Source organism: Streptomyces sulphureus DSM 40104 (genome assembly GCF_000381025.1).
GTDB classification, from domain to species: domain Bacteria; phylum Actinomycetota; class Actinomycetes; order Streptomycetales; family Streptomycetaceae; genus Streptomyces; species Streptomyces sulphureus.
The window spans coordinates 544,249-566,254 of record NZ_KB905814.1; the positions used below are offsets into that span (position 1 = coordinate 544,249).

Below are 22,006 nucleotides of genomic sequence, written 5' to 3' on the forward strand. Positions count from 1 at the left end.
GACCCGTCAGCGACGGCCGCTTCCCCGCCGCAACGCATCGCGACAACGGAGGAGAACATGATCGAAGAAGTCCACGGCGAGCTACGGGAATCCGTCTGGTCAGCGGCCGAGGCCGGCCGGCTCAAGGAGCGCATGCACGAGGACGGCTACCTCCTGCTGCGGGGGCTGCTGCCGCCCGAGCGGGTCGCCGCGGTGCGCGCCGACATCCTCGGCGTGTGCGCGCGGCACGGCTGGCTGAGCGGCGCACGGGCCACGGAGGACAGCGTGGCCCCGGGCAGCGAATGCGAGCCTCCGGACCCGCGCTACTACGCCGCGTACCGCGAGGTGGTCAGCCTGGAGAGCTACGACACGCTCGCCCACTCTCCCGCACTCCTCGACGTCGCCCGCACGCTCCTCGAGGACGAGGAGGTGCTGCCCCGCCCGGCCAAGCTCGCCCGGCTGATGTTCCCGCAGCAGGGCGGGGTCGGGGCCACCCCGCCGCACCAGGACTACCCGCACGAGCAGGCCACGGCCGACTCGTACACGACGTGGATACCGATGGGCGACGTGGACAGGGCGCTGGGCGGTGTCGCCCTCCGCCCCGGCTCCCACCGGCAGGGCGTACTGGAGCACGGCTTCGTCCCCGGCATCGGCGGCCTCGGCGTGAAGGAGAGCGCCACGGGCTCCCCGCACTGGCTCGGCACCGAGTACCGGATGGGCGACGTCCTGGTCTTCCACAGCCTCACCCTGCACGGCGCGCTCCCCAACCGCTCAGGCGAACGCCTCAGGATCTCGGCGGACTTCCGCTACCAGCGGGCCGCCGATCCCATGACGCCCCACATGCTCAAGCCCAGCGGGGGCCAGCTCGACTGGCCGGAGGTCTACGCTGACTGGCAGAGCGACGAGTTCCAGTACTACTGGCACCCCTGGCAGTTGCGCACCGTCCCGTACGACCGCACCTACTACGGCAAGCGCGACGAGGAGGCGTTCGAGCGGGCGGCCGAGGGCGACCCGCACGCCCGCCGCTTCCTCACCACGATCAGTACGCGCAATCCCGACCCGGCCGTCCGCGAGCGGGCCGAGGCGCTGCTCGCCCGCTTCGAGGACGGGGCGGACCGGTGACGGGGCCCCGTATCAGCGTGGTGCTCCCCGCCCACTGCTCGGCCGCGCGGCACGGGACCTCGCGCCTCCGGCTGGCGCTGCTGTCCTGGTCCCGGCAGACCCTCCCCCGAGACGCTTACGAGATCGTCCTCGTCGACAACGCGAGCGATCCCCCGCTGGCCGCCCAGGTCTCCGAGTGGGGGCTGGCGGACCGGGTGCGCGTGGTGCGCCGCGAGGAGACGGGACTGGGCTCCGGATACAACCGCGGCGTGGAGGCGGCCGAAGCGCCCCTCGTGCTGCTCGCCACCGACGACGAGCTCGCGGAACCCGGCCTGCTCGCCACCCACGTCAGCGAACACGGCGGCGAGCAGCCCGCGTTGGTGATCGGCCGCTGCACCATCCTCTTCCACACCGAGCTCTTCCCCGACGTCACCAAGGCGAAGGTGGACCCGCACGCCCTGGAGCGGGCGGCCGTCAGGGAGGAGACCCGGTGGCTGCCGGGGGCCGCCGCGGCCCTGGGCCTCGCGGAGAAGCCGGTGACCGAGGAGGACGTCACGGGCGACTTCGACAAAGTCCTCGCCCTGGCAGGCACCACCCCGCAGTTCCAGGACATCGAGCGGACCGTCGCCTCCGGACACTGCCACACCCTTCCCGGCGGCTGGCTCGCCGTGCGGGTCGGCAACCACTCCCTCCCGGTGACGACCCTGCGCGAGATCGGCGGGCTCGACGAGACGCTGGACTCCTTCGGCGGCTGGTACCTCGACCTGGAGCTGGGTATCCGGCTGATCGACGCGGGGGTGCGCTTCCGCCACGCGCCGGAGGCCGTCTCGGCCAACCTCACGCACCCGCGCGCGCCGGGCGGCATGTTCGGAGTCGTCCCGGCCATGGCGTACCTGATCAGCAAGCACAACAGGATGGACGTCGCCCTCTCGCCCCTGTACTTCCAACGCGGACTCGGCATCGCGGAGTACGCACGGCTGCTGCGGTCCGCCGAGCGCTGGTGGACGCCGGCCGGCCGCGCCGGCCACGCCGTCCCGGACGGCGCCGCCCGCAGCCCCCACCAGCCCGCCTCCCACTGACCGAGGGGAAGGTTCTGATGTCCGCCCACAAGACGGTTCCGTTCGTCGACCTGTCGGCGCAGATGCCGACCGTCCGTGCAGAGATCGAGCAGCGCTTCGCCAAGATCATCGACACCACCTCCTTCATCCTCCGCGAGCACTGCGACGCCTTCGAGGAGGAGTTCGCCGACTACCTGGGGACCCGGCACGCCATCGGCGTCGGCAACGGGACCGACGCGCTCGTCGTCGCGCTCAAGGCACTCGGCGTGGGCCCGGGAGACGAGGTGATCACAGCGGCGAACTCGTTCATCGCGACCGCCGAGGCGATCGTCCTCGCCGGTGCCGCACCGGTCCTCGTCGACGTCGACCCGGTCACCTTCAACCTCGACTCCGAGCTCGTCGCCGAGGCCGTCACCTCGCGCACCGTCGCCGTCATACCGGTCCACCTCTACGGGCGCCCGGTCGACCTCTCCCCCCTCCTCGCCCTGGCCGAGCGCCACGGCTTCGCCGTGCTGGAGGACTCGGCGCAGGCCCACGGAGCCGTCCAGGAGGGGCACCGGGTGGCGAGCGTCGGCGCCCTCGGCTGCTTCAGCTTCTACCCGACCAAGAACCTCGGCGCGTTCGGCGACGCCGGGGCGATCGTCACCGGTGACGACGCGCTCGCCGAGCGGGCGAGGAAGCTGCGCGACCACGGGGGGACAGCGGCCGACGAGCACCTCGTGGCCGCCCAGAACAGCCGCATGGACTCCCTCCAAGCAGCCGTGCTGAGCGTCAAGCTGCCTCACCTCGACGAGTGGAACGCGCAGCGGCGGCAGCACGCGGCCGGCTACGCGCGCCGCGTGGCGGAGCGCGGCCTCACCGACCGCATCCGAGTCCCGGCCGAACACTCCGGCCACGTGCATCACATCTACGTGACCCGCGTCCCGGGCGGGCGGCGCGACGCGGTGCTCGCCGCCCTGCGGAAGGCGGGCGTGGGAGCAGGCGTCCACTACCCGCGGCCCATCCACCTCACCGAGGCGTTCGCGCATCTCGACCTCGCGGGGCGGCTCCCGGTGAGCGAGCGGCTGGCCGGCGAGATCCTCTCCCTGCCGATGTATCCCCAACTGACCGAGGACGACCTCGACTACGTCGTCGACTGCCTCGCCGCCGCACTGGACGCCGCATGAGCCGGCCGGTGGGCACCGCAGCGAAGAGGAGCACTACGCGATGAGCACCGAACCGCTGATCAGCGTCGTCATCCCGTCCTACCGCACGGACCGCAGCACGGGGACCTACCACGGAACATTGCGCTCCTGGTCCCGGCTGGAGACCTCGGGGTACGAGGGAGACCCCGGGCTGCGGCGGCTCCGCCTCAGCCTCGCCTCGCTGGAGCGGCAGACCGTCGGCAAGGAGCACTTCGAGGTGGTGCTCGTCGACGACGGGGGCGACTACGACCTCGCCGAGGAGAGCGCGCGCTGGGACCTCGACCTCCCGTTGCGCGTACTCCGCCGTCCGCACGCGGGGCTGTGCCACGCCTTCAACCACGGGGTGGAGCAGGCGCGTGCGGAACTCGTCCTCCTCGGCCTGGACCACGCCGTCTTCGCGCCGGACACGCTGCGCGCGCACCTCGAGGCCTACCGCGCCGCGTCGCGCGACCGGCCGGGAACGCGGTGGGCCGGCTGCGGACGGCAGCGCCAGTTGTTCCACAGCGTCCTGTTCAAGGACCCCACCAGCAGCGAGGTGGACCCGGCACACCTCGCCGCGCTCGGCCGCCACGAAGGACTGGGCTGGCTCCCCGAGGCCACCAGGTACCTGGGCCTCGACCGCAAGCCCATCACGCTCGACGACGCCCGGGGCGGCTTCGCGAAGCTGGAGTACCTCTCCTCCCGCACCCCCGAGTACGCCGACCTCGACGCGGTCCTCGCCCGAGGCGCCCACACCCTGCGGTGCGGCTGGCTGACGATGCGGTTCGGCAACCACTCGCTGCCGAAGTCCCTGTGGGAGGAGCTCGGCGGACTCGATGCGGGGTTCGACGACCATCGGGGCTGGTACGCGGACCTCGACCTGGGGCTCCGACTCCATCGCGCAGGCGCCGAGTTCGGTTTCGTGTCGTCCGCGGTCACCCTCGACCTCTTCCACGGCGGAGCCCGCGGCGCCGCCACGGCCAAGTCCACGGGCCTCGTCTCGATGGTGAACAAGCACCCGCTGCCCGAAGTACTGCTGCTGCCGCACTACCTCGACCAGATCGGTCTCACCATCGCCGACTACGAGGAGCACGTCACCGCCGCCGACCGGTGGTGGACGAAGGGCGGTTCCCGACGGCCCACGGGGGCGGTCCCCGCATGAGGCTCGCCGGGCACCAGCCGGACTACCTGCCGTATCCGGGGTTCTTCGCCAGGATGCTGGAGGTCGACGCGTTCCTCCTTGTCGACCACGTCCAGTTCGAGAAGAAGAGCTTCCAGAGCCGCAACCGCATCGCGGGCCCGCACGGGCAGACGCTGCTGTCCGTCCCCGTCCGCGCCAGGGGCCGCTTCCACCAGGCGTGCGCCGAGGTGGAGACGGCAGACCCGGAGGGCCGCTGGCGGACGAAGCACTGGCGGTCGCTGGTGGCCTGCTACCGCTCGGCGCCCCACTTCGCCCGGCACGCGGCGTTCTTCGAGTCCCTCTACGCGCGCCGCTGGGAGCTGCTGGTGGACCTGAACCTCGCAGTGATCCGGTACCTCCGGCGCTGCTTCGCGATCGAGACGCCGCTGTCGCGGTCCGGCCCCCTGGGCCTGACGGGAAGGAAGACGGCACTCCTCACGGAGATGTGCCGACGCACCGGCGCGGACACCTACGTCTCCGGCCCCGGCGGCCGGCTCTACGTGGACGACGCGGAGCTCGCGGCGGCCGGAGTGGCCAGCACGTACTCGACCTACCGCCCCGTGCGGTACGCACGCGGCCGACTCCCCTTCCACCCCCAACTGTCGGCCGTCGACCTCCTGTTCCACCAGGGGGAGCGCGCGGCGGACCTCCTTCGGGAGTCCGTTGCCCCCTCCTCCGCGACCACCGTCCCCTGGAGCGTTCCGGCGGCCCGCTGGCCCGCCGGCGGAAAGGAGGAAACACGATGAGAAGGGCAGCAGTGCTCGGCAAGGGCCGACTGGCCGCCCACGCCTGCGAGACGATCGCCGCCCTGCCGGACGTGCGGCTGAGCACCGTCGTCGTCACGGCGGAGGAGCCGGAGTGGGACCTCTCCCTCTCGGGCCACGTGGCCGCTCGCTGGCCCGACGTGGAGATCGTCCGCTCCGGGGACTGGCGCGTCCTCGTACCGGGGCGGTTCGACCTCGTCTTCAGCGTCCTCTACGACCGGATCGTCCGGGACTCCCTGATCGACTCCTGCGGCAGGATTCTCAACTTCCACCCTGGCAAGTTGCCCGAATACCGCGGCGTGCGGCCCGTCAACTGGGCGCTCCGCAACGGCGAGCGGACCAGCGGCGTCACCATCCACGAGATCGACGGCGGCGTCGACTCGGGACCCGTCGTCTCGGAGGCCGCCTTCTCCATCTGGCCCGAGGTGGACGAGGTGCGCGACGTGTGGCACCGCGCCATGGAGGTGGGGAAGGTGCTGATATCCGAGACCTTGCCGCGGTTGGACACCCTCCCCGCGCGGCCCCAGGACGACGGACGTGCCGTCATGCACTACAGCAGCGCGAACGGCAGTCTGGGCGAGCGCCTCGACTGGACGAGGGAGCGGTCCCGCGCCCTGCTGGCGGCAGCAGGCGAGGAGAAGACCGGGTGACCGGGCGCACGCGGCGGCCCCGACCGGCGCACGCGCGCCGCGCAAAGGAGCCCGATGCCCGCTAGCCGTCCCCCCTACGCCCGCCTCCACGACCTCCTCGACCACGCGGCCGACGAGGCACCGGAGCAGCCGGCCGTCGCCGACACGGAAGCCGCCTGGAGCTACGCCGAACTCCGCGCGGCGAGCCGGAGGTTCGCGAACTGGCTCACCCGGCGGGGCGTCCGTCCCGGCGACCGCGTGGTGGTCAGGAGCGCCAACTCCCCGCGCCTCGCGGCGATCGTCTTCGGCACGTCGATGGCCGGCGCCGTCCTCGTCCCCCTCGGTCACGAGACGACACCGTTCCGCTTCCGGCAGGTGGTGGAGGACTCGAGCCCGGCCCTGGTCCTCACCGGGCCGGGGACGGAGCCTGAGCCGGCGGAGCTGGCCGTCGACGAGGTGTGGCCGGCGGTCGCCGCATCGGACGCCGCCCCACCGCCCCTGCGCCGCTGCCCCGACGACACCGTGCTGCTGATGTACACCTCGGGCAGCACGGCAGGGCCCAAGGGGGTGGTCACGGAGAACGCCGCGCTGCTCTTCGCGGTGGAGGCCATCGCGGAACGCCTGCGCTACCGCAGGGAGGACCGCGTCCTGCTCCGCCTGCCGATGTCCTTCGACTACGGCCTGTATCAGCTCTTCCTGTGCACGCTCGCCCGCGCCACCCTGTACCTGGCCCGCACCGAGACCACCCTCACCCTCCTCCGCGACCTCCGCGCCTGGGCACCGACGGTCGTCCCCCTCGTCCCCGCCCTCGCCGGGCTGCTCGCCCGGCTCGCGGGCCGGGGCTCGCCGGCGCTGCCGCCCGTCCGCCTCTTCACCAACACGGGCGACCGACTCGGCCGCCGCACGGCGGACGAGCTCCGCAGACTGTTCCCCGGCTCGTCGGTCGTGCTCATGTACGGCATCACCGAGTGCAAGCGCGTGTCGATCGGCGAACCCGACGAGTACCTCGTCCGCGAGGGCTCCCTGGGGCGGCCGCTCACCGGCACCGAAATCCTGATCCTCGACGGGGAGGGCAACGCGCTGCCCCCGCGGCGGGTCGGCGAGATCGCGGTACGCGGCCCGCACGTGATGGGCGGTTACTGGCGAGCGGAGGAGGAGACGGCACGCCGCTTCCGTACCGTCGGGCCCTCCGGCGTACGCGAGCTGCGCACCGGCGACTTCGGGTACCTCGACGGGGAGGGGCGGCTGTATTTCGAGGGCCGTGGGGACGACCTCTTCAAGCGTCACGGCGTGCGGACGAGCACCGCCGAGATCGAGGCGGCGGCCGAGGACGTCCCCCTCGTCTCCCGCGCGGTGGCGCTGCCCGACGCCGCGGACGGCGAGCTGTGGCTGGTGGTCGGCGGCCCCGTCGCCCCCGAGGACGTACTGCGTGCGGTAGGCGCGCGGTTGGAGCCGCAGAAGCGGCCGGACCGCTGCATGGTCCTCGACGCGCTGCCGCTCACCGCGAACGGCAAGATCGACCGTCTCCGGGTCGCCGCGGCGGTCGGGGCCGCGGTCCGACGCGGTGCGTCGGGCCCACGGCCCACCGAGTGAGTGAGGAGACCGACCTTGACCGAAGCCCACGACACCGGCCGGCTGACGGCCCGTTACGGCAGCCCCCTGTACGTCTACGACCTCGAACCGCTCGGCACCGGCGTCGGCGGACTCCTCGCCACCCTCCCCGAGAACGCCACGCTCTTCTACTCGCTCAAGGCGAACCCGCATCCCCATGTCGTCGGCGAGCTGCGGGAGTTGGGCTGCTGCGCCGAGGTCAGCTCCGGAGGGGAGCTCTCCGACGCGCTGGCGGCCGGCTTCCGCCCCGAGGACTGCCTCTACACCGGGCCCGGGAAGACCGACGCCGAACTCCGCCACGCGGTCGAGCTGGGCGTCGGCACGTACTCGGCCGAGTCCCTGACCGACCTCGGCCGTATAGGCGCCGCCGCCCGGCAGGCCGGGGTCGCCGCCCGGTGTCTGCTGCGCGTCAACGCCACGGGTACGCGGGGCCGCGGGGCGATCAGCATGACGGGGCGGCCCTCGCAGTTCGGCTTCGACCTCGACGAGGCCGAAACGTGGGCGGGCGCCGCGTCGGCGGTCGACGGTGTCACCGTGGTCGGCCTGCACTTCTTCCCGCTGAGCAATGCGCGGGACGAGGACGCCCTCATCGCGTCGTTCGAGGAGAGCATCGCCACCGCGGCGCACCTCCGCGACGTCCACCGGCTTCCGGTCACCGTGCTCGACCTCGGGGGCGGCTTCGCGGCGCCCTACGCGCGTCCGGGCGAACGCCCCGGCTATCCGCGGCTGCGCACGGCGCTGGAGGCGTCGCTCGACCGGCACTTCCCGGCGGACCGCCCGAGCCTGGCGTTCGAGACGGGCCGGTACCTGGCGGGCGCCGCCGGTCGGCTGGTGACGACCGTCACCGACGTCAAGCGGAGCAAGGGCACCTGCTACGCCGTCCTCAACTCCGGCATCAACCACCTGGGCGGGATGTCGGGCCTGCGGAGGATGCTTCCCCTCTCGGCCCGCCCGGCAGACTGCGACGCCGCCGAGGCGGAGACCGAGGTGACCCTGACAGGCCCGCTCTGCGCCCCGAGCGACGTCCTGGGCGCCGCGGTGCGGATGCCGGAACCGCGGGTCGGCGACGCGCTGGTGATCCCGAACGTCGGCGCGTACGGGCTCAGCGCGAGCCTGATCGCGTTCCTCGGCCGGGCGTGCCCCACCGAAGTGGTGGTACGCGGAGGGGAGTTCGTCTCCGCGACGCAGCAGGTGATCACCCGAACGACCGTCGGTGCCGGTGAGGAGGCCGCGGCCGGGCAGACCCCTGCGCCCCGCCCGGCGCCTGCCGGGAAGAACCCGGTGGAGCTCGCCGCCTCGCTCGTCCCCGGGCTGCGGGACGGCGCAGGCGAAGCCGACGCGGAGGCCGAGTTCCCCGTGGAGAGTCTCCGCGCGCTGCGCGAGTCCGGCCTCATGGGCCTCCTGGTGCCGGAGGAGTACGGCGGGCTCGGCGGGGGTCTGCGGGACCTTGTCGAAGTGTCGCGGACGCTGGCGGGCGGCTGCCTTTCCACCGCAATGGTCTTCGCCATGCACTGCCAGCAGGCGGACGCCCTTGTGCGGTTCGGAACGGAGAGCCTGCGCCGCCGCGTACTGCCCAGGATTGCCGCCGGCGAGGTCTACCTCGCCTCGATCACCTCCGAACGGGAGACCGGCGGCCACCTCCTCACCAGCGCCTCGCCGCTTGAGGAGACGGCGCAGGGACTCCGCCTCTCCCGTGACGCCCCGGTCGTGACTGGAGGCGCCCACGCGGACGCCTACGTCGTCACCATGCGGGACCGCCCCGACGCCGCGGCGCACGAGGTGACCCTCGTCTACGTCGCACGCGGTGAGGCGACGGTCGAGGTCACGGGCGGCTGGAACCCCCTCGGCATGCGTGCGACGCAGAGCCTGGCCGTCCAGCTCGACGCCGTGGTGACAGAGGAGCAGATCGTCGGCGCACGCGGGGAGTTCCGCGAGGTGGCCGTCGAGAGCTTCATGCCGCTCGCGCACATCGGGTGGTCGGCGTGCTGGCTGGGGGCTGCGCACCAGTCGTTGCGCGACCTGGTGGCGCTCCTGCGCTCCCCCCGGCGCCCGGGGAGCGCCGACCTCTCCTCCGACCTTCTGCAGGAGCGGGTGGCGCGCGTCCGGCACCCCCTGGAGCTGGTCGCCGCCTACCTGGACCGCGTGACGGACGAGGTCGCCGCAGCACGGCTCGCGGGCGAGCGCGTGGACTCCCCTGCGGTGCAGGTGCACCTCAACGCCCTGAAGGTCGCGGCCGCCGAGTCCACGTTCGAGGCCGCCGACCGCTGCGTGCAGATCGCCGGGCTCGGATCCGGGTACATGAAGAACGCCGCCACCCCGTTCGAGCGGACGCTGCGCGACCTGCGGTCGGCGGCCCTGAACTACGCGAACGACCGGCTGCTCAAGGCCAACGGGCTGCTGACGCTGGCGGATTCGTCGGTGCGCCTGCTGTGATTCCCGGCCGCGCGCCCGCGCCGCACGACGTTCACTCCGGCGAGGGCGCCGCCGATCCCGTGCGGTCCCCCGCCGCCGCCCCGGTCTCCAGGGCGAAGCGCAGCATCTCGTCGATGTGCTCCTCCAGGAGTCCTGTGCAGGGGTCGACGGGGACCAGCCGCGTGGGCTCGCGGCGTCCGGCCGCCCACGTGAACGCCGCCTCGCTGTGCAGGTCGTCGAGCCAGGCCGCCGGCCGGTCGCCGACCGCGCGCGCGATCTCGGGAAACTTGTCGTAGTGCCCTCCCGGATGCGGCGGGAACTCGACGAGCGGCAGCGCGGGAAGCCCCAGCAGGGGAGCGAGCAACCTGTTGGCGTCCTGCTCCCAGCTCGTCGCCCAGACGAGGTCGAAGTGCGGGACCAGCCGGCGGAGCAGCGCACCGTGCGCCGGGTTGACCCGGACCTGCTCCCCTTCGAAGAGCTCGTGCTCCGTGTACCCGGGCGGGCAGGAGGGCGCGCCGTAGGGGTTGAGCACTCCGTCGACGTCGATCAGCGCCAGTAACCGTTGGGAAGTCATCGCGTCCTTGTCCTCGGCCGGTGGAGAGGGTGTACGCACCGCCGCGAGAGCATGGCCCCCGCTGCTGCTCGGCCGAGGGTAACTCAGGCCCGTCCGGGGGGCGTTCACCCGCGGGCGGCCCGTCGCACGCGGCGTCGGCTCCCTGCCGTGCAGGCGGTACGCTGCGCGGAGCCGCGTCGAGGGCTGCACCGCCGCACCGCTGCCGCCACAGCACTCGGACCGCGCCTTCCGCCTCGCCCACCACCGGGCGGGCGCCGCAACCGGGACGACGAAGGATCAGGACACAGTGGCCCACGACGAAGCACCCGGCAAGCGCGCGGTCGACGTGGTGGTGCTCACCATGAACGACCGAGGCGACGAGTTCGAGGCGGCCATGGAGTCCGTGCTCGCACAGAGCGGTGTGGACCTGCGCGTCATGGTCGTCGGCAACGGAGTCGTCCCCGACTTCGTCCCCGAGGGCGTCCGGAGCGTCGCCCTCGCGGAGAACACGGGCATCCCCGAGGGGCGCAACATCGGCGCCGACGCCCTCGCGGAGGGCGGCGGCGAGTTCGTCCTCTTCTTCGACAACGACGCCCTCCTCCCCGAGCCCGACACCCTGGCCCGCCTGATCGAGAAGTTCGACCAGCACCCCGACGCCGCCTACGTGCAACCGCGTATCGCGGACCCCGAAACGGGGAAGACGCTCGGCCGCTGGGTCCCGCGTCTGCGGTCGGGTGACACGCACCGGTCGGGCGCGGTCACGGTGATGGCGGAGGGCGTCGTGCTCGTCCGCCGGGCCGCCTTTGCCGAGGCGGGCGGTTGGCCGGGGCACTTCTTCCTCTTCCACGAGGGCGTCGACCTCTCGTGGAGGCTCTGGGACCGGGGCGGGATCGGCTGGTACGCCGCCGACGTCGAGGTCCACCACCCGGCGACCGACCCCGCACGGCACGGCCCCTATTACCGGCTGGTGGCGCGCAACAGGGCGTGGGTCGCCTACCGCCGCCTCCCCGCGCCGCTCGTGCCCGTCTACGTGGGGGCGTGGACCCTGATCAGCCTGTGGCGGTTCCGCGCGTCGGGGAACCTCCGTGTGTGGCTGCGCGGCACCGTGGAGGGGCTGCGCGGCGGGCACGGCGAGCGCCGGCCGATGTCCTGGCGGACGGTGTGGCGCCTCACCCGGCACGGACGCCCTCCGATCATCTGAGTCCGGCGGAGCCGTGGCGGACGGGAGTCGGCCTCGGCCGACCCCGCCCGTCAGTCCTCCAGCCGGACCGCCTGCCGCTGCGGGTCGCGCAGGTCCGTGCCGTGTCGCAGCCAACGCTCCTGGAGCGCCTCCGCACCGTGCACCCGCTTCCAGGCCGCTTCGTTGGCCGTCATCGGCAGCAGCGGCAGGAAGCGCACCGGCTCGCGGGGCGGGCCGAGCTCCAAGTCCCCTACGAGGCCGCCGGGTTCGGCCACGAGGACGGAGGTGAACGGCGCCCCTGGCCACAGCGGCTCCCCGACGTCCAACGAGGCGCCGGGCGCCACGATCACACCCTCGACCTGCGGCGAGGCGGCGAGCACCGCGAGCGGCCGCAGCACCTTGTCCGTGTCGGAGAGCCCCGCCCTGACGGAGAGCAGCAGCTCGGCACGCGGCCCCCGCTCGGGCTCCGCGACGATCGCGGACGGGTCGGTCATCGGCGCCGCCGACATCCCGAGCGTCGCGTACCGGACGAGCCGTTCGCCGGGGTCGAGGAACCGCAGCACCTCGATGCGCTCGGTGCCGACGAAGGTGAGGGCGGCCCGTGCGTCGGGCTCCCCCAGCGCCTCGCTGAGCTTCGTCTCGACCTGGTGCAGAACGTCCGACATGCGACGAGCCTACGGTGCCGCGCACGGGCACGAAGAGGCGGGCACAGCACGGAGTTCGGTCATCGGGAGGGTGATTGGGTGCTACCGTTGACGGCCGGTCAAGGCGTACGAGCGGGCTCTCCCCCGAGGGGGACCGGCCGGAGGAGGTGGTACCGACATGGACCCCAGTCGACCGTGCAGTACCAGCCGCTCTTTCGCGCGCGGTGCCGATAGCTGAGGCCCCTGCCCACCAGGGCTGCCCTCGGGCCGCCCGGCCAAACCTCCGCAGGCACATTCTTTCCGGGTTCCTCCGGAACCTGCCGCGGCAGAGCGCTCCGCCTCTGAACTCCCGTACCACACAAGTACTTTCCGCCAGCGCGCGCCGCCACCCGCTGCGCCAGGCGCCCGCCCTCCCCTCTCGCCGCAGCGTCGCCCGGGGACCGAGGGCTTCCGCCTCCGCGCACGGCCCACGGCGGTACGGCACCGTGAAGGAGCCCCGCATGTCGATGATCCGAGAGCTGCGCGCCGCGGTACGCCCTTCCCTCCGCAAGGGCGCGCGCAGCGGCGGGACGGAGGACCCGGCCGAGGCGGCGAGCGCCGTCGTCGACTGCGCCGTCTACCGGGACGGGTACCGCGGCACGGCGCGGCTGAGTCCGGCCGAGGCGCTCCGCCGGGTGCGCGGGCGCAGCACGCGGAGCTCCGAAGGCGACGGCGCCACACGGGAGTTCGTCTGGATCGGGCTCCACGAACCGACGGAGCGCGAGTTCGCCGGCATCGCGCAGGAGTACGGACTGCACCCGCTCGCCGTCGAGGACGCCGTCCACGCCCACCAGCGCCCCAAGGTGGAGAGGTACGACGAGAGCATCTTCACCGTCCTGAAGACCCTCCACTACACCGAGCAGCCCGACGAGCCGGGGCAGGCAGCGGCCGTGGTGGAGAGCGGCGAGGTGATGTGCTTCACCGGTCGGGACTACATCATCACCGTCCGGCACGGCGGCCAGGGCTCCCTGCGGGCGCTCCGCCACCGTCTCGAGGACGACCCCGAGCTGCTCTCCCGCGGCCCCTCCGCCGTCCTCCACGCCATCGCCGACCAGACCGTCGACGGGTACCTCGCGGTCGCCGACGCGGTGCAGGTCGACATCGACGAGGTGGAGAACCAGGTCTTCGCGCAGCAGACCGAGCGCGCGGCCGGGCGCAGGCGGGGCGGCGAGTCCGGCCGGATCTACCAACTCAAGCGCGAGGTACTGGAGTTCAAGCGGGCGGTCGGCCCGCTGCTGCGGCCCATGGAGCTGCTGAGCGAGCGCCCCGTGCGGCTGATCGACCCCGAAATCCAGAAGTACTTCCGCGACGTCGCCGACCACCTCGCGCGCGTCAACGAGCAGGTGCTCGGCTTCGACGAACTGCTCAACTCCATCCTCCAGGCCAACCTCGCGCAGGCCACGGTCGCCCAGTCCGAGGACATGCGGAAGATCACTTCCTGGGCGGCGATCTTCGCCGTGCCCACGATGATCGCCGGCGTCTACGGCATGAACTTCGACGTCATGCCCGAGACCCACTGGGAGTACGGCTACCCGGCGGTGATGGCCCTGATCGTCGGGATCTGCGTCGCCATCCACCGGGGGTTCAAGCACAACGGCTGGCTCTGAGCAGACGGCTCCGACGGCCCAACTCGCCCGGCTGCGCGACGCGTCCGGGAGCCGGCGGCGCGGGGCGCAGGTCGCACACGCGCAGCGGGAGCCGTCGGACGGTAGCCTGCTGGGCATGGAGGAGACGCTGCTGGAGCACGCGCTCATCGAGGAGTCCGCGAAGAAGTCGGCGCTGGTGTGGGTCCGCGGCCCCGAGGGTCCCTCGCGTCCGCTCTGGCACGTGTGGCACGGGGGCGCCGTCTGCCTCGTCGGCGACGGCTCCGAACAGCCCCTGCACGGGCTCGACTTGGTCGACGGCGGCACCGCGACCGTCAGCGTGCGGAGCAAGGACAAAGGCGGCCGCCTCGTCGTCTGGCCGGCGCGCGTCGCCCAACTCGCGCCCGGGAGCGACGCCTGGCAGGCGGCCGTCGACGACCTCAAGCCGAAGCGCCTCAACGCGCCGGACAGCGGCTCGCTCACCGAACGCTGGTCCCGCGAGTGCCGCGTCCTGCGACTGGAGCCGGCAGGCGAGGCGCTGGAGCACCCCGGCGCCATGCCCGACTCCTCGCACGCGGCTCCCCCGCCGCCCACCCCGGCGACGACGCGGCAGCCCATGCCGTCCGGCGTCCCGCGTCTCCTCTTCCGCCGCCGACGGAAGAGCTGACGGGGTCAACTCCCGTCGGCGGAGATCTGCTTGCCGTAGTCGACGACCTGCTCCTTCTTCGGCGCGCTCAGCGTGAAGCTCTGGTTCCACGCGCTGAGGCGCACCGTGCCCGCGTCGCCGCCGCGTTGCAGCTTCAACGGGTACGGGGTGCCGTGCAGCGCGACGTCGACGGTCCCGCCGTTCCCATCGCCCGCCTCGACGCGGACCGTCTTCATGCCGCCGACCTCGCCGTGGTCGCCGACCTCGCGCGAACCGTCGAGCGCGAGCAACCCGTCGAGCAGGACCTTCATGTCCGTGAACCCGCTGAACTGCTTGTACGCGGGGTCCTGGCTCGGCACCTTGACGTACTTGCCGACGAGCTTGCGCGCCGCCCGCCTGTCGTTCTTCGTCGGCTCCTTGCCGCCCTTGCCCTGGCGCGCCCAGAAGTCCTGGTTCGCCTTGAGGTAGAGGTCCTTGCCGACACGCAGGAGTTCGAAGGAGGACTTGCCCTTGTGGGAGACCTCGCCGTGCCCGCCGCTGTTCTTCAGCCGCATCTGGAGCCGGTAGGTCTGCCCGTTGCTGACGACGGTTCCCGAGAGGCGGACCGCCTCCGCCGAGCGCGCGGCGGAGCGCGCCTTCTTCTCTATCTGAGGCGCCGTCAACTTGCCGACCCCGTTGGTCCCTGCGTCGGGATCGTCGCCCATGCACCCGGTGAGCGCAGCCGACAGGCCCGCGCAGACAGTCCCGGCGAGGAGTGCTCTCAGACGTGCGCGGGCGCGTGGTGTCACGCTGCTTCCTCCTGGGCTCGGGGGGCGGAAACCGCACCCTACCCGTGGGCGCCGAGGGCGGCGGAGGGCAGCCGTCCGGACCCGCGGGCGCAGCGTGCGGCGGCCGGGAGGAGTCCGGTCGCGCTAGCCTGAACCCTGGCAGAGCACCGCAAAAGGTGCGGTTTTTCGGAGCCAGTGCACGAGACCGGGAGGAGTCCGATGGCGGCAGGGGCCTCCCGCGTCTTCATCTCCCACCTCTCCGGCATCCCCGTCTTCGATCCCGTCGGGGACCAGGTGGGCCGGGTCCGGGACGCCGTCGCGCTCCTCCCCTCGCGGTACTCGCCCGAGCGCGACGAGGGGCTGCCGCGGGTGCTCGGCCTCGTCGTCGAAGTCGTCAGCAGGCGGCGGGTGTTCCTGCCGATGACGCGGGTCACCGGAGTCGAGTCGGGACAGGTGATCACGACGGGGGTGCTCAACATGCGCCGCTTCGAGCAGCGCCCCAACGAGCACCTCGTCTTCGGGGAGCTCCTCGACCGCCGGGTGACGCTGCGTGAGACCGGCGAGGGGGCGACCGTCCTCGACGTCGGCATGCGGCAGTTGCCCGCGCGGAGGGACTGGCAGATCGAGAAGCTCTTCGTCCGCAAGGGACGCGGCAGGGGAGCACTGCGCCGCCGGGGCGGCGAGACCCTCACCGTGGAGTGGACCGCGGTGCGGGGTCTGGGAGTCGAGGAGGAGGCGCAGGGGACGGCGAACCTGCTCGCCGCCTTCGAGCGCCTCCGCCCGGCCGACCTCGCCAGCGTCCTCCACCACCTCTCGGCGAAGCGCCGCACCGAGGTCGCCGCCGCCCTCCACGACGAGCGCCTCGCCGACGTTCTCGAGGAGCTCCCCGAGGACGACCAGGTGGAGATCATCGGCAAACTGCGCGACGAGCGCGCCGTCGACGTCCTCGAGGCGATGGACCCCGACGACGCGGCCGACCTCCTCTCCGAGCTCCCCGAGGAGGAGAAGGAACGCTTCTTGGAGCTCATGGAACCGGAGGACGCGGCGCCGCTCCGCCGCCTCCTCTCCTACGAGGAGCGCACCGCCGGCGGGCTGATGACGACCGAGCCGATCGTGCTGCGCCCGGGCGCCAGCGTCGCGGAGGCGCTCGCGCGGGTGCGCCACGAGGACCTGCCGGCGCCGCTCGCCGCGCAGGTCTACGTCTGCCGGCTGCCCGACGAGACCCCGACCGGCAGGTACCTCGGCCTCGTCCACTTCCAACGGCTCCTGCGCGAGCCGCCGTTCACGCTAGTCGGCGGCATCATCGACCGCGATCTGCGGCCGCTCTCGCCCGACACCCCGCTCGTGCCGCTCGCCGGGTACATGGCCACCTACAACATCGTCGCCGCCCCCGTCGTCGACGAGGCGGGCCACCTGCTCGGCGCCGTCACCGTCGACGACGTCCTCGACCACCTCCTGCCCGAGGGCTGGCGGGAGTCCGCCACCTCCGGAGGGATCGCCGGGTTCGCGGAACCGGAGGGTGCACATGGCTGAGCGGGACCGGGCCGAGGAGCGCCCGGAGCAGAGGGAGGCGCGGGCGCCGGGGGGTACGCGCCCCTCGCGGATGCGGCTCGACGTACCCCGGGCGCCGAGGCGGCCGCTGCTTCCCGAGTACGACCCCGACGCGTTCGGCAGGGTCTCCGAGTCGATCGCGAGGTTCCTCGGCACCGGCCGGTTCCTCGTCTGGATGACCGGCGTCATCCTGGTGTGGATCGGCTGGAACACCCTCGCGCCCGTGGAGCTGCGCTTCGACAGCTACCCGTTCATCTTCCTCACGCTCGCGCTCTCCCTCCAGGCGTCGTACGCGGCGCCGCTGATCCTCCTCGCGCAGAACAGGCAGGACGACCGGGACCGCGTCAACCTCGAGCAGGACCGCAAGCGCAACGACCGCAGCATCGCCGACACCGAGTTCCTCACCCGCGAGATCGCCTCGCTCCGCATGGGCCTCGGCGAGGTGGCGACGCGCGACTGGCTGCGTTCCGAACTCCAGGAACTGCAGGAAATCGCAAGGGAACTGCGCCCCGGTCCCACCGCCGAGGAGGAGGCCCCGGAGGGCCCGGACGGCCGAGGTCCCGAGTGACCAACACCGCTGCGCCGGGCCCTTCGGCGTGTCCCCGCGCGCGCCGTACCATTTCCGCATGGCTACCGACACGCCTCCGGACGCCGTCCGGGAGGGCACACCGACGAACACCCCGTCCGAAGAGGCGGTGCGCGCCGCGCTCGCCACGGTGAACGACCCGGAGATCCACCGGCCGATCACCGACCTCGGGATGGTCAAGTCCATCGGCATCGAGCCCGACGGCACCGTCGACGTCGGGATCTACCTCACCGTCTCCGGCTGCCCGCTGCGGGACACCATCACCTCCGACGTCACCGAGGCGGTCAGGGGCGTGGCGGGCGTCAGCGGGGTACGTGTCGAGCTCGACGTCATGAGCGACGAGCAGCGGCGGGAGCTCGCCGCCTCGCTGCGGGGCGGCAAGGCGGAGCGCGAGGTGCCGTTCGCGCAGCCCGGCTCGCTGACGCGGGTCTACTGCGTGGCGTCGGGCAAGGGCGGTGTCGGCAAGTCGTCGGTCACCGTCAACCTGGCGGCGAAGCTCGCGGCGGACGGGTTGAAGGTCGGCGTCGTCGACGCGGACATCTACGGCCACTCCGTCCCGAGGATGCTCGGCACCGACGGGCGCCCGACCCAGGTCGAGGACATGATCATGCCGCCGTCGGCGTTCGGCGTGAAGGTGATCTCGATCGGGATGTTCACGCCGGGCAACGCGCCGGTGGTCTGGCGCGGTCCGATGCTCCACCGCGCACTCCAGCAGTTCCTCGCCGACGTCTACTGGGGCGACCTCGACGTCCTCCTCCTCGACCTGCCGCCCGGCACCGGCGACATCGCCATCTCCGTCGCGCAGTTGGTGCCGAACGCCGAGATCCTCGTGGTGACGACGCCGCAGCAGGCCGCCGCCGAGGTCGCGGAGCGCGCCGGCTCGATCGCGGTGCAGACGCACCAGAAGATCGTCGGCGTCATCGAGAACATGTCCGGCATGCCGTGCCCGCACTGCGGCGAGATGGTCGACGTCTTCGGCACCGGCGGCGGCACGGTCGTCGCCGAGGGGCTGACGCGGACCACCGGCAGCGAGGTTCCGGTCCTCGGCGGCATCCCGATCGACCTGCGGATGCGCGAGGGCGGCGACGAGGGCAAGCCCGTCGTCCTCTCCGACCCCGACTCTCCCGCGGGCCAGGCGCTCGGCGCGATCGCGGAGAAGCTCGGCGAACGCCAGCGCGGGCTGTCGGGGATGTCGCTCGGGCTGACGCCGAGCAACAAGTTCTGAACCGACGTACGCGCCGGGGCGCAGCACCGTCCGGTGGTGCGCCCCGGCGTACGCGCTACTGCTGCGCGTACGCGGTGATGTCCTTCACGACGGAGAAGCCGAGGCCGTACGCGCTCATCCCCCGCCCGTAGGCGCCGAGATGGACGCCCTCACGTGCACGCCCCGCGAGGACCCAGCCGTACTCGGACTCGCGGTAGTGGAAGTCGGTGGGCTCACCGTCGACGGGCAGGGACAGCGTCGACCAGCCGGCGCCGCCGAGGTCGTCGGCGAGCTCCCAGGCGACGCCTGTCTGCTGGTCGAGCCAGTCCTGGCGGAGGCCGAGCTCCATCTCCCTCGGCCACGTGCACGAGAGGAGCCCGGAGCCGGCGAGCCAGGCCGCTGTGGAGACCGACGTCGCCTCCAGCACCCCCGTGCCGTCGGCGCTGCGGCGCACGGGCCGGCTGGCGACCGTGACGACGACCGCGAAGCGCTGGCTGTCCGGGTTCGCCTCCGTGCGGAGCGAGGGAACCTCACCGTGACCCGTCGAACCGTGCTCGACCGTGCCGTCCGCCGTCTCCCCCACCTGCATCAGCCAACGGGGTCCGTTGAAGGCCGCGTCGAGGCCGTACCACGGAAAGGCCGCCGTCAGATAGCCGTCGACCGCCCGCGCATCGGTCGCCCCCTCTGCGGCGGGCCCGGCTTGTTCTGCCGTCCGACTCGTCGTCTCCATGTGCGTGACGCCTCCTCATTGCCCTGTGTCATGGGCAGCCTGCCCCCCTCGGAACGGCGACCCCGGACACAGGGAGGATAGCCACACCGGTCTGTCGTGTCGGGCATGGTCGGGGATCGGATACCGCCCAGCGGGGGTGAGATGGGCCTCAGTGCGCCCGACAAGTGCGAAGAAACCACAGGTCGTCGACGCGGAACGGACAAGGGGCACATGCGTCCGATCGGCGCACGAGACACCGCGCCGCCCTGCGCCGCCCGGGGTATCCCGCGGCCGCTTCAGGTGGCGTCGGGGTCGAACGGAGGCGGGTCGTCTCCGGGCTCGCCCTTGGTGAGGTCGGGGCCGTTGGAAGAGCCGTTGACCGACGAGCCGTTGGCGGCAGCGGTGCCGCCCTTGGTGAGGTTGTGGCGGGCGCCGCTGCCCGTGCCCTCGCTGCCGTTCTTGCCGTTGACCGCGTCCGTCACCTCGGCGAGGTCCTTGCGGAGGTCGAAGCTGCTTTGGAGCTCCTTGAGGCCGAGGTCGTCGCCGTCGAGCAGGTGCTTGCGCGCGAAGTTCTTGGGGTTGAGGTCGTCGAACTCGAAGTCCTTGAACTCCGGGCCGAGTTCGGAGCGGATGTCCTCCTTCGCGTTGTCGGAGAACTGCCGCACCTTCCGGATGAAGCCGGCGACGTCCTGGATCACCTTGGGGAGCTTGTCCGGGCCGAAGATGAGCACGGCGAGGACGATCAACGTGATCAGCTCAAGGGGTCCTATGTCGAAGAACACCGTGCAGCTCCCTCATTACGTCCATGGCCGACCGACTCCGCCCGCCGACGGACCGGCGCTGCTCGCCGGCCCCCGCGCGCTGTCGACACCCGAGCCACGTTACCCGTAGCGCGCCCGAGCCGGGACCCCACCTTCGCACCCGGGCGCAGCCGCCGCGAACGGAGCACGCCGGGCGCACGACCCCTGCGGACGCCGCACACGACGTAACGCCATGGACGACCCTGCCGAGGAGACGGCACCCCCGCCTTACTCCCCACTCGACGAGCCCAGCCGTACCTGGAACCGGCGCTCCTTGCCGCCCCGCTCCGCCGCCAACTCGACCGTCTCGCCCGGACGATGGCTCCGCACCCGGACGATCAGCTCCTCCGCGCTCTCCACGGCGACGCCGTCCACCTCGCGGATCACATCGCCCGGCTCGACCCCGGCACGGTCGGCCGGACCGCCCCGCTCCACCGAACCCCGCGAGCCGACGCGGGCGCCCTGGCCCTCGTAGGAGGTATCGAGGGTGACGCCGATCACGGGGTGCGAGGCGGTGCCCTTGTCGATCAGCTCCTGGGCGACGCGCTTGCCCTGGTTCACCGGGATCGCGAACCCGAGGCCGACGCTGCCGCCCGTGCCGCTGCCGTCTCCCGCCGACCTGATCGAGCTGTTTATCCCGATCACCTTGCCGTCGGTGTCGACGAGCGGCCCGCCGGAGTTGCCCGGGTTGATCGGCGCGTCCGTCTGGAGCGCGTCGACGTAGCTGAGTTCGCTGTCCCGGCTGCTCCCGCCCGCGGTGACGGGGCGGTTCTTGGCGCTGATGATGCCGCTCGTGACCGTCGCCTCCAGGCCGAAGGGTGCGCCTATGGCGACGACGGGTTCGCCGACTTTCACGGCGTCGGAGTCGCCGAGCGGCAGCGCCTCGGGCGCGGCACCGCGGTCGATCTCGACGACGGCGAGGTCGTAACCGGGGTCCGAGCCCACGACTTCGCCCGTGATCCGCTGGCCGCCGCCGAGGGTGATCCGCACCGTGCCGCCGTCCTTCGCGCCGTCGACGACGTGGTGGTTGGTGAGGAGGTGACCGCGGTCGTCGAGTGCGAAGCCGGTGCCCGTACCGGCCTCGCCGCCCGCCTCGACGTGGATCGTGACGACGCCGGGCAGGGCGCGCGCCGCGATGGCGGCCACGGTGCCGCTGCGGCGCTCGGCGCCGTCCCCGGTCGCCACCTCTTCCTCCGCGTCGCGGTCGGCGAGGAAGGTGGCCGTTCCGACGCCGGCGACGAGGGCGAGCGCGAGCCCCAGCAGGACGAGGCCGGCCCGTCCGCCGGACCTGCGCCTGCGCGGCGGCTTCGGGGCTGCGAGCGGCAGGCTCCACGGGTCGTAGCGCAACGTCGCCTGCGGGTAAGGGGATTGGGAAAGCGCGGCAGGCTGCGGTGCGGTGAGCTGCTGCGGCGGGGCGTCCGGCCGGAACGCCGGGGTCCCGGGCGGTACGCCCTGCGCGGGCGGCAGTTGGACGCCGTGCGGCGGCGTCGCGGGACGCTGCACCGGCGGCGCCGGCGCCCAGGGGCCCGGGCGGCCGTACGGGGGCGTGCCGTACGGGTCGGGGGCGTGGAGAGGCGCGGGTGCCTGCGTGCGGAGGGGCGGGTCGGGGTGCGGCGGCGTAGCGGGTTCGGGAGGCACCTTCTCCGCCGAGACGGCGGGCGCACGGTGGCCGGACGGCTGCGCCGAATCCTCGAAACCCGTCTCGCGCCCGGCGGTGCGGCCGGGCAGGTGCGGCCGGCTCCACCACCGCGGCTTCGGCTCGGTGCCCTTCCCCTCGTCCATACGCTCCCCACTGCTCGCGCCCACCCGGGCCGTCCAACACTCGACAAGGATTCAACCAGGTGTGC

General features: G+C 72.7%; 20 protein-coding genes. 14 read left to right on the forward strand and 6 right to left on the reverse strand.

Going from position 1 to position 22,006, the window contains the following annotated elements; all coding sequences use genetic code 11:
* The first annotated feature begins 57 nt into the window (after positions 1–57).
* Genes F603_RS0106555 through F603_RS35740 form a run of 8 tightly spaced genes read left to right on the forward strand, consistent with a single transcriptional unit; the run spans position 58 to position 9,918 of the window.
* On the forward strand, positions 58–1,101 hold the full coding sequence (locus F603_RS0106555; protein WP_019545214.1) for a phytanoyl-CoA dioxygenase family protein: 1,044 nt from the start codon (positions 58–60) through the stop codon (positions 1,099–1,101).
* Positions 1,098–2,159 (forward strand): glycosyltransferase family 2 protein, encoded by a 1,062-nt coding sequence (locus F603_RS0106560; protein ID WP_019545215.1) that lies wholly within the window; start codon positions 1,098–1,100, stop codon positions 2,157–2,159. Before F603_RS0106555 ends, F603_RS0106560 begins: the two co-directional genes overlap by 4 nt.
* A gap of 17 nt (positions 2,160–2,176) precedes the next feature.
* Positions 2,177–3,304 (forward strand): DegT/DnrJ/EryC1/StrS family aminotransferase, encoded by a 1,128-nt coding sequence (locus F603_RS31740; RefSeq protein WP_019545216.1) that lies wholly within the window; start codon positions 2,177–2,179, stop codon positions 3,302–3,304.
* A gap of 40 nt (positions 3,305–3,344) precedes the next feature.
* A complete protein-coding gene (locus F603_RS0106570) occupies positions 3,345–4,463 on the forward strand; it encodes a glycosyltransferase family 2 protein (RefSeq protein WP_019545217.1) in 1,119 nt (372 codons plus the stop codon).
* Positions 4,460–5,227 carry a WbqC family protein gene (locus F603_RS31745; protein ID WP_158678618.1) on the forward strand — a complete coding sequence of 256 codons (768 nt, stop codon included), beginning with the start codon at positions 4,460–4,462 and terminating at the stop codon, positions 5,225–5,227. Before F603_RS0106570 ends, F603_RS31745 begins: the two co-directional genes overlap by 4 nt.
* Entirely contained in the window at positions 5,224–5,895 is a 672-nt protein-coding gene (locus F603_RS0106580; protein ID WP_106431246.1) for a formyl transferase, read from the forward strand. The genes F603_RS31745 and F603_RS0106580 overlap by 4 nt, the downstream gene beginning before the upstream one ends.
* A gap of 54 nt (positions 5,896–5,949) precedes the next feature.
* A complete protein-coding gene (locus tag F603_RS31750; RefSeq protein WP_019545220.1) occupies positions 5,950–7,467 on the forward strand; it encodes a class I adenylate-forming enzyme family protein in 1,518 nt (505 codons plus the stop codon).
* 15 nt (positions 7,468–7,482) lie between these two features.
* Positions 7,483–9,918: an acyl-CoA dehydrogenase family protein gene (locus tag F603_RS35740; RefSeq protein WP_019545221.1), complete on the forward strand. Its 2,436-nt coding sequence runs from the start codon at positions 7,483–7,485 to the stop codon at positions 9,916–9,918.
* A gap of 31 nt (positions 9,919–9,949) precedes the next feature.
* Here the strand turns inward: F603_RS35740 and F603_RS0106595 are convergent, their stop codons facing one another.
* Entirely contained in the window at positions 9,950–10,471 is a 522-nt protein-coding gene (locus F603_RS0106595; RefSeq protein WP_019545222.1) for an HAD domain-containing protein, read from the reverse strand.
* Positions 10,472–10,757: 286 nt separating this feature from the next.
* Between F603_RS0106595 and F603_RS0106600 the strand changes: the two genes are divergently transcribed.
* Positions 10,758–11,651, forward strand: coding sequence for a glycosyltransferase family 2 protein (locus tag F603_RS0106600; RefSeq protein ID WP_019545223.1), 894 nt, complete (start codon positions 10,758–10,760; stop codon positions 11,649–11,651).
* Positions 11,652–11,701: 50 nt separating this feature from the next.
* On the opposite strand, the gene F603_RS0106605 is transcribed toward F603_RS0106600, so the two are convergent.
* Complete coding sequence (locus F603_RS0106605; protein ID WP_019545224.1) at positions 11,702–12,295, reverse strand: suppressor of fused domain protein; 594 nt, start codon at positions 12,293–12,295, stop codon at positions 11,702–11,704.
* A 479-nt stretch (positions 12,296–12,774) separates the two neighbouring features.
* Here F603_RS0106605 and F603_RS0106610 point away from each other — a divergent pair, with 479 nt between their 5' ends.
* Positions 12,775–13,920, forward strand: a complete 1,146-nt coding sequence (locus F603_RS0106610) for a magnesium and cobalt transport protein CorA (RefSeq protein WP_019545225.1) — start codon at positions 12,775–12,777, stop codon at positions 13,918–13,920.
* A 115-nt stretch (positions 13,921–14,035) separates the two neighbouring features.
* Complete coding sequence (locus tag F603_RS0106615) at positions 14,036–14,563, forward strand: hypothetical protein (protein ID WP_019545226.1); 528 nt, start codon at positions 14,036–14,038, stop codon at positions 14,561–14,563.
* A 5-nt stretch (positions 14,564–14,568) separates the two neighbouring features.
* Here the strand turns inward: F603_RS0106615 and F603_RS0106620 are convergent, their stop codons facing one another.
* Entirely contained in the window at positions 14,569–15,246 is a 678-nt protein-coding gene (locus F603_RS0106620) for a hypothetical protein (RefSeq protein ID WP_019545227.1), read from the reverse strand.
* A gap of 282 nt (positions 15,247–15,528) precedes the next feature.
* Here F603_RS0106620 and F603_RS0106625 point away from each other — a divergent pair, with 282 nt between their 5' ends.
* Genes F603_RS0106625 through F603_RS0106635 form a run of 3 tightly spaced genes read left to right on the forward strand, consistent with a single transcriptional unit; the run spans position 15,529 to position 18,671 of the window.
* Positions 15,529–16,842, forward strand: a complete 1,314-nt coding sequence (locus F603_RS0106625; protein WP_019545228.1) for a magnesium transporter MgtE N-terminal domain-containing protein — start codon at positions 15,529–15,531, stop codon at positions 16,840–16,842.
* Complete coding sequence (locus F603_RS0106630; protein ID WP_019545229.1) at positions 16,835–17,428, forward strand: DUF1003 domain-containing protein; 594 nt, start codon at positions 16,835–16,837, stop codon at positions 17,426–17,428. The genes F603_RS0106625 and F603_RS0106630 overlap by 8 nt, the downstream gene beginning before the upstream one ends.
* A 58-nt stretch (positions 17,429–17,486) precedes the next feature.
* On the forward strand, positions 17,487–18,671 hold the full coding sequence (locus F603_RS0106635) for an Mrp/NBP35 family ATP-binding protein (protein WP_019545230.1): 1,185 nt from the start codon (positions 17,487–17,489) through the stop codon (positions 18,669–18,671).
* 55 nt (positions 18,672–18,726) lie between these two features.
* Here the strand turns inward: F603_RS0106635 and F603_RS0106640 are convergent, their stop codons facing one another.
* The 3 genes from F603_RS0106640 to F603_RS0106650 form a co-directional block, all read right to left on the reverse strand.
* Positions 18,727–19,380, reverse strand: a complete 654-nt coding sequence (locus F603_RS0106640; protein WP_019545231.1) for a hypothetical protein — start codon at positions 19,378–19,380, stop codon at positions 18,727–18,729.
* A gap of 275 nt (positions 19,381–19,655) precedes the next feature.
* On the reverse strand, positions 19,656–20,141 hold the full coding sequence (locus F603_RS0106645; protein ID WP_019545232.1) for a sec-independent translocase: 486 nt from the start codon (positions 20,139–20,141) through the stop codon (positions 19,656–19,658).
* 246 nt (positions 20,142–20,387) lie between these two features.
* Complete coding sequence (locus F603_RS0106650; RefSeq protein WP_019545233.1) at positions 20,388–21,941, reverse strand: trypsin-like peptidase domain-containing protein; 1,554 nt, start codon at positions 21,939–21,941, stop codon at positions 20,388–20,390.
* Positions 21,942–22,006 lie beyond the last annotated feature (65 nt).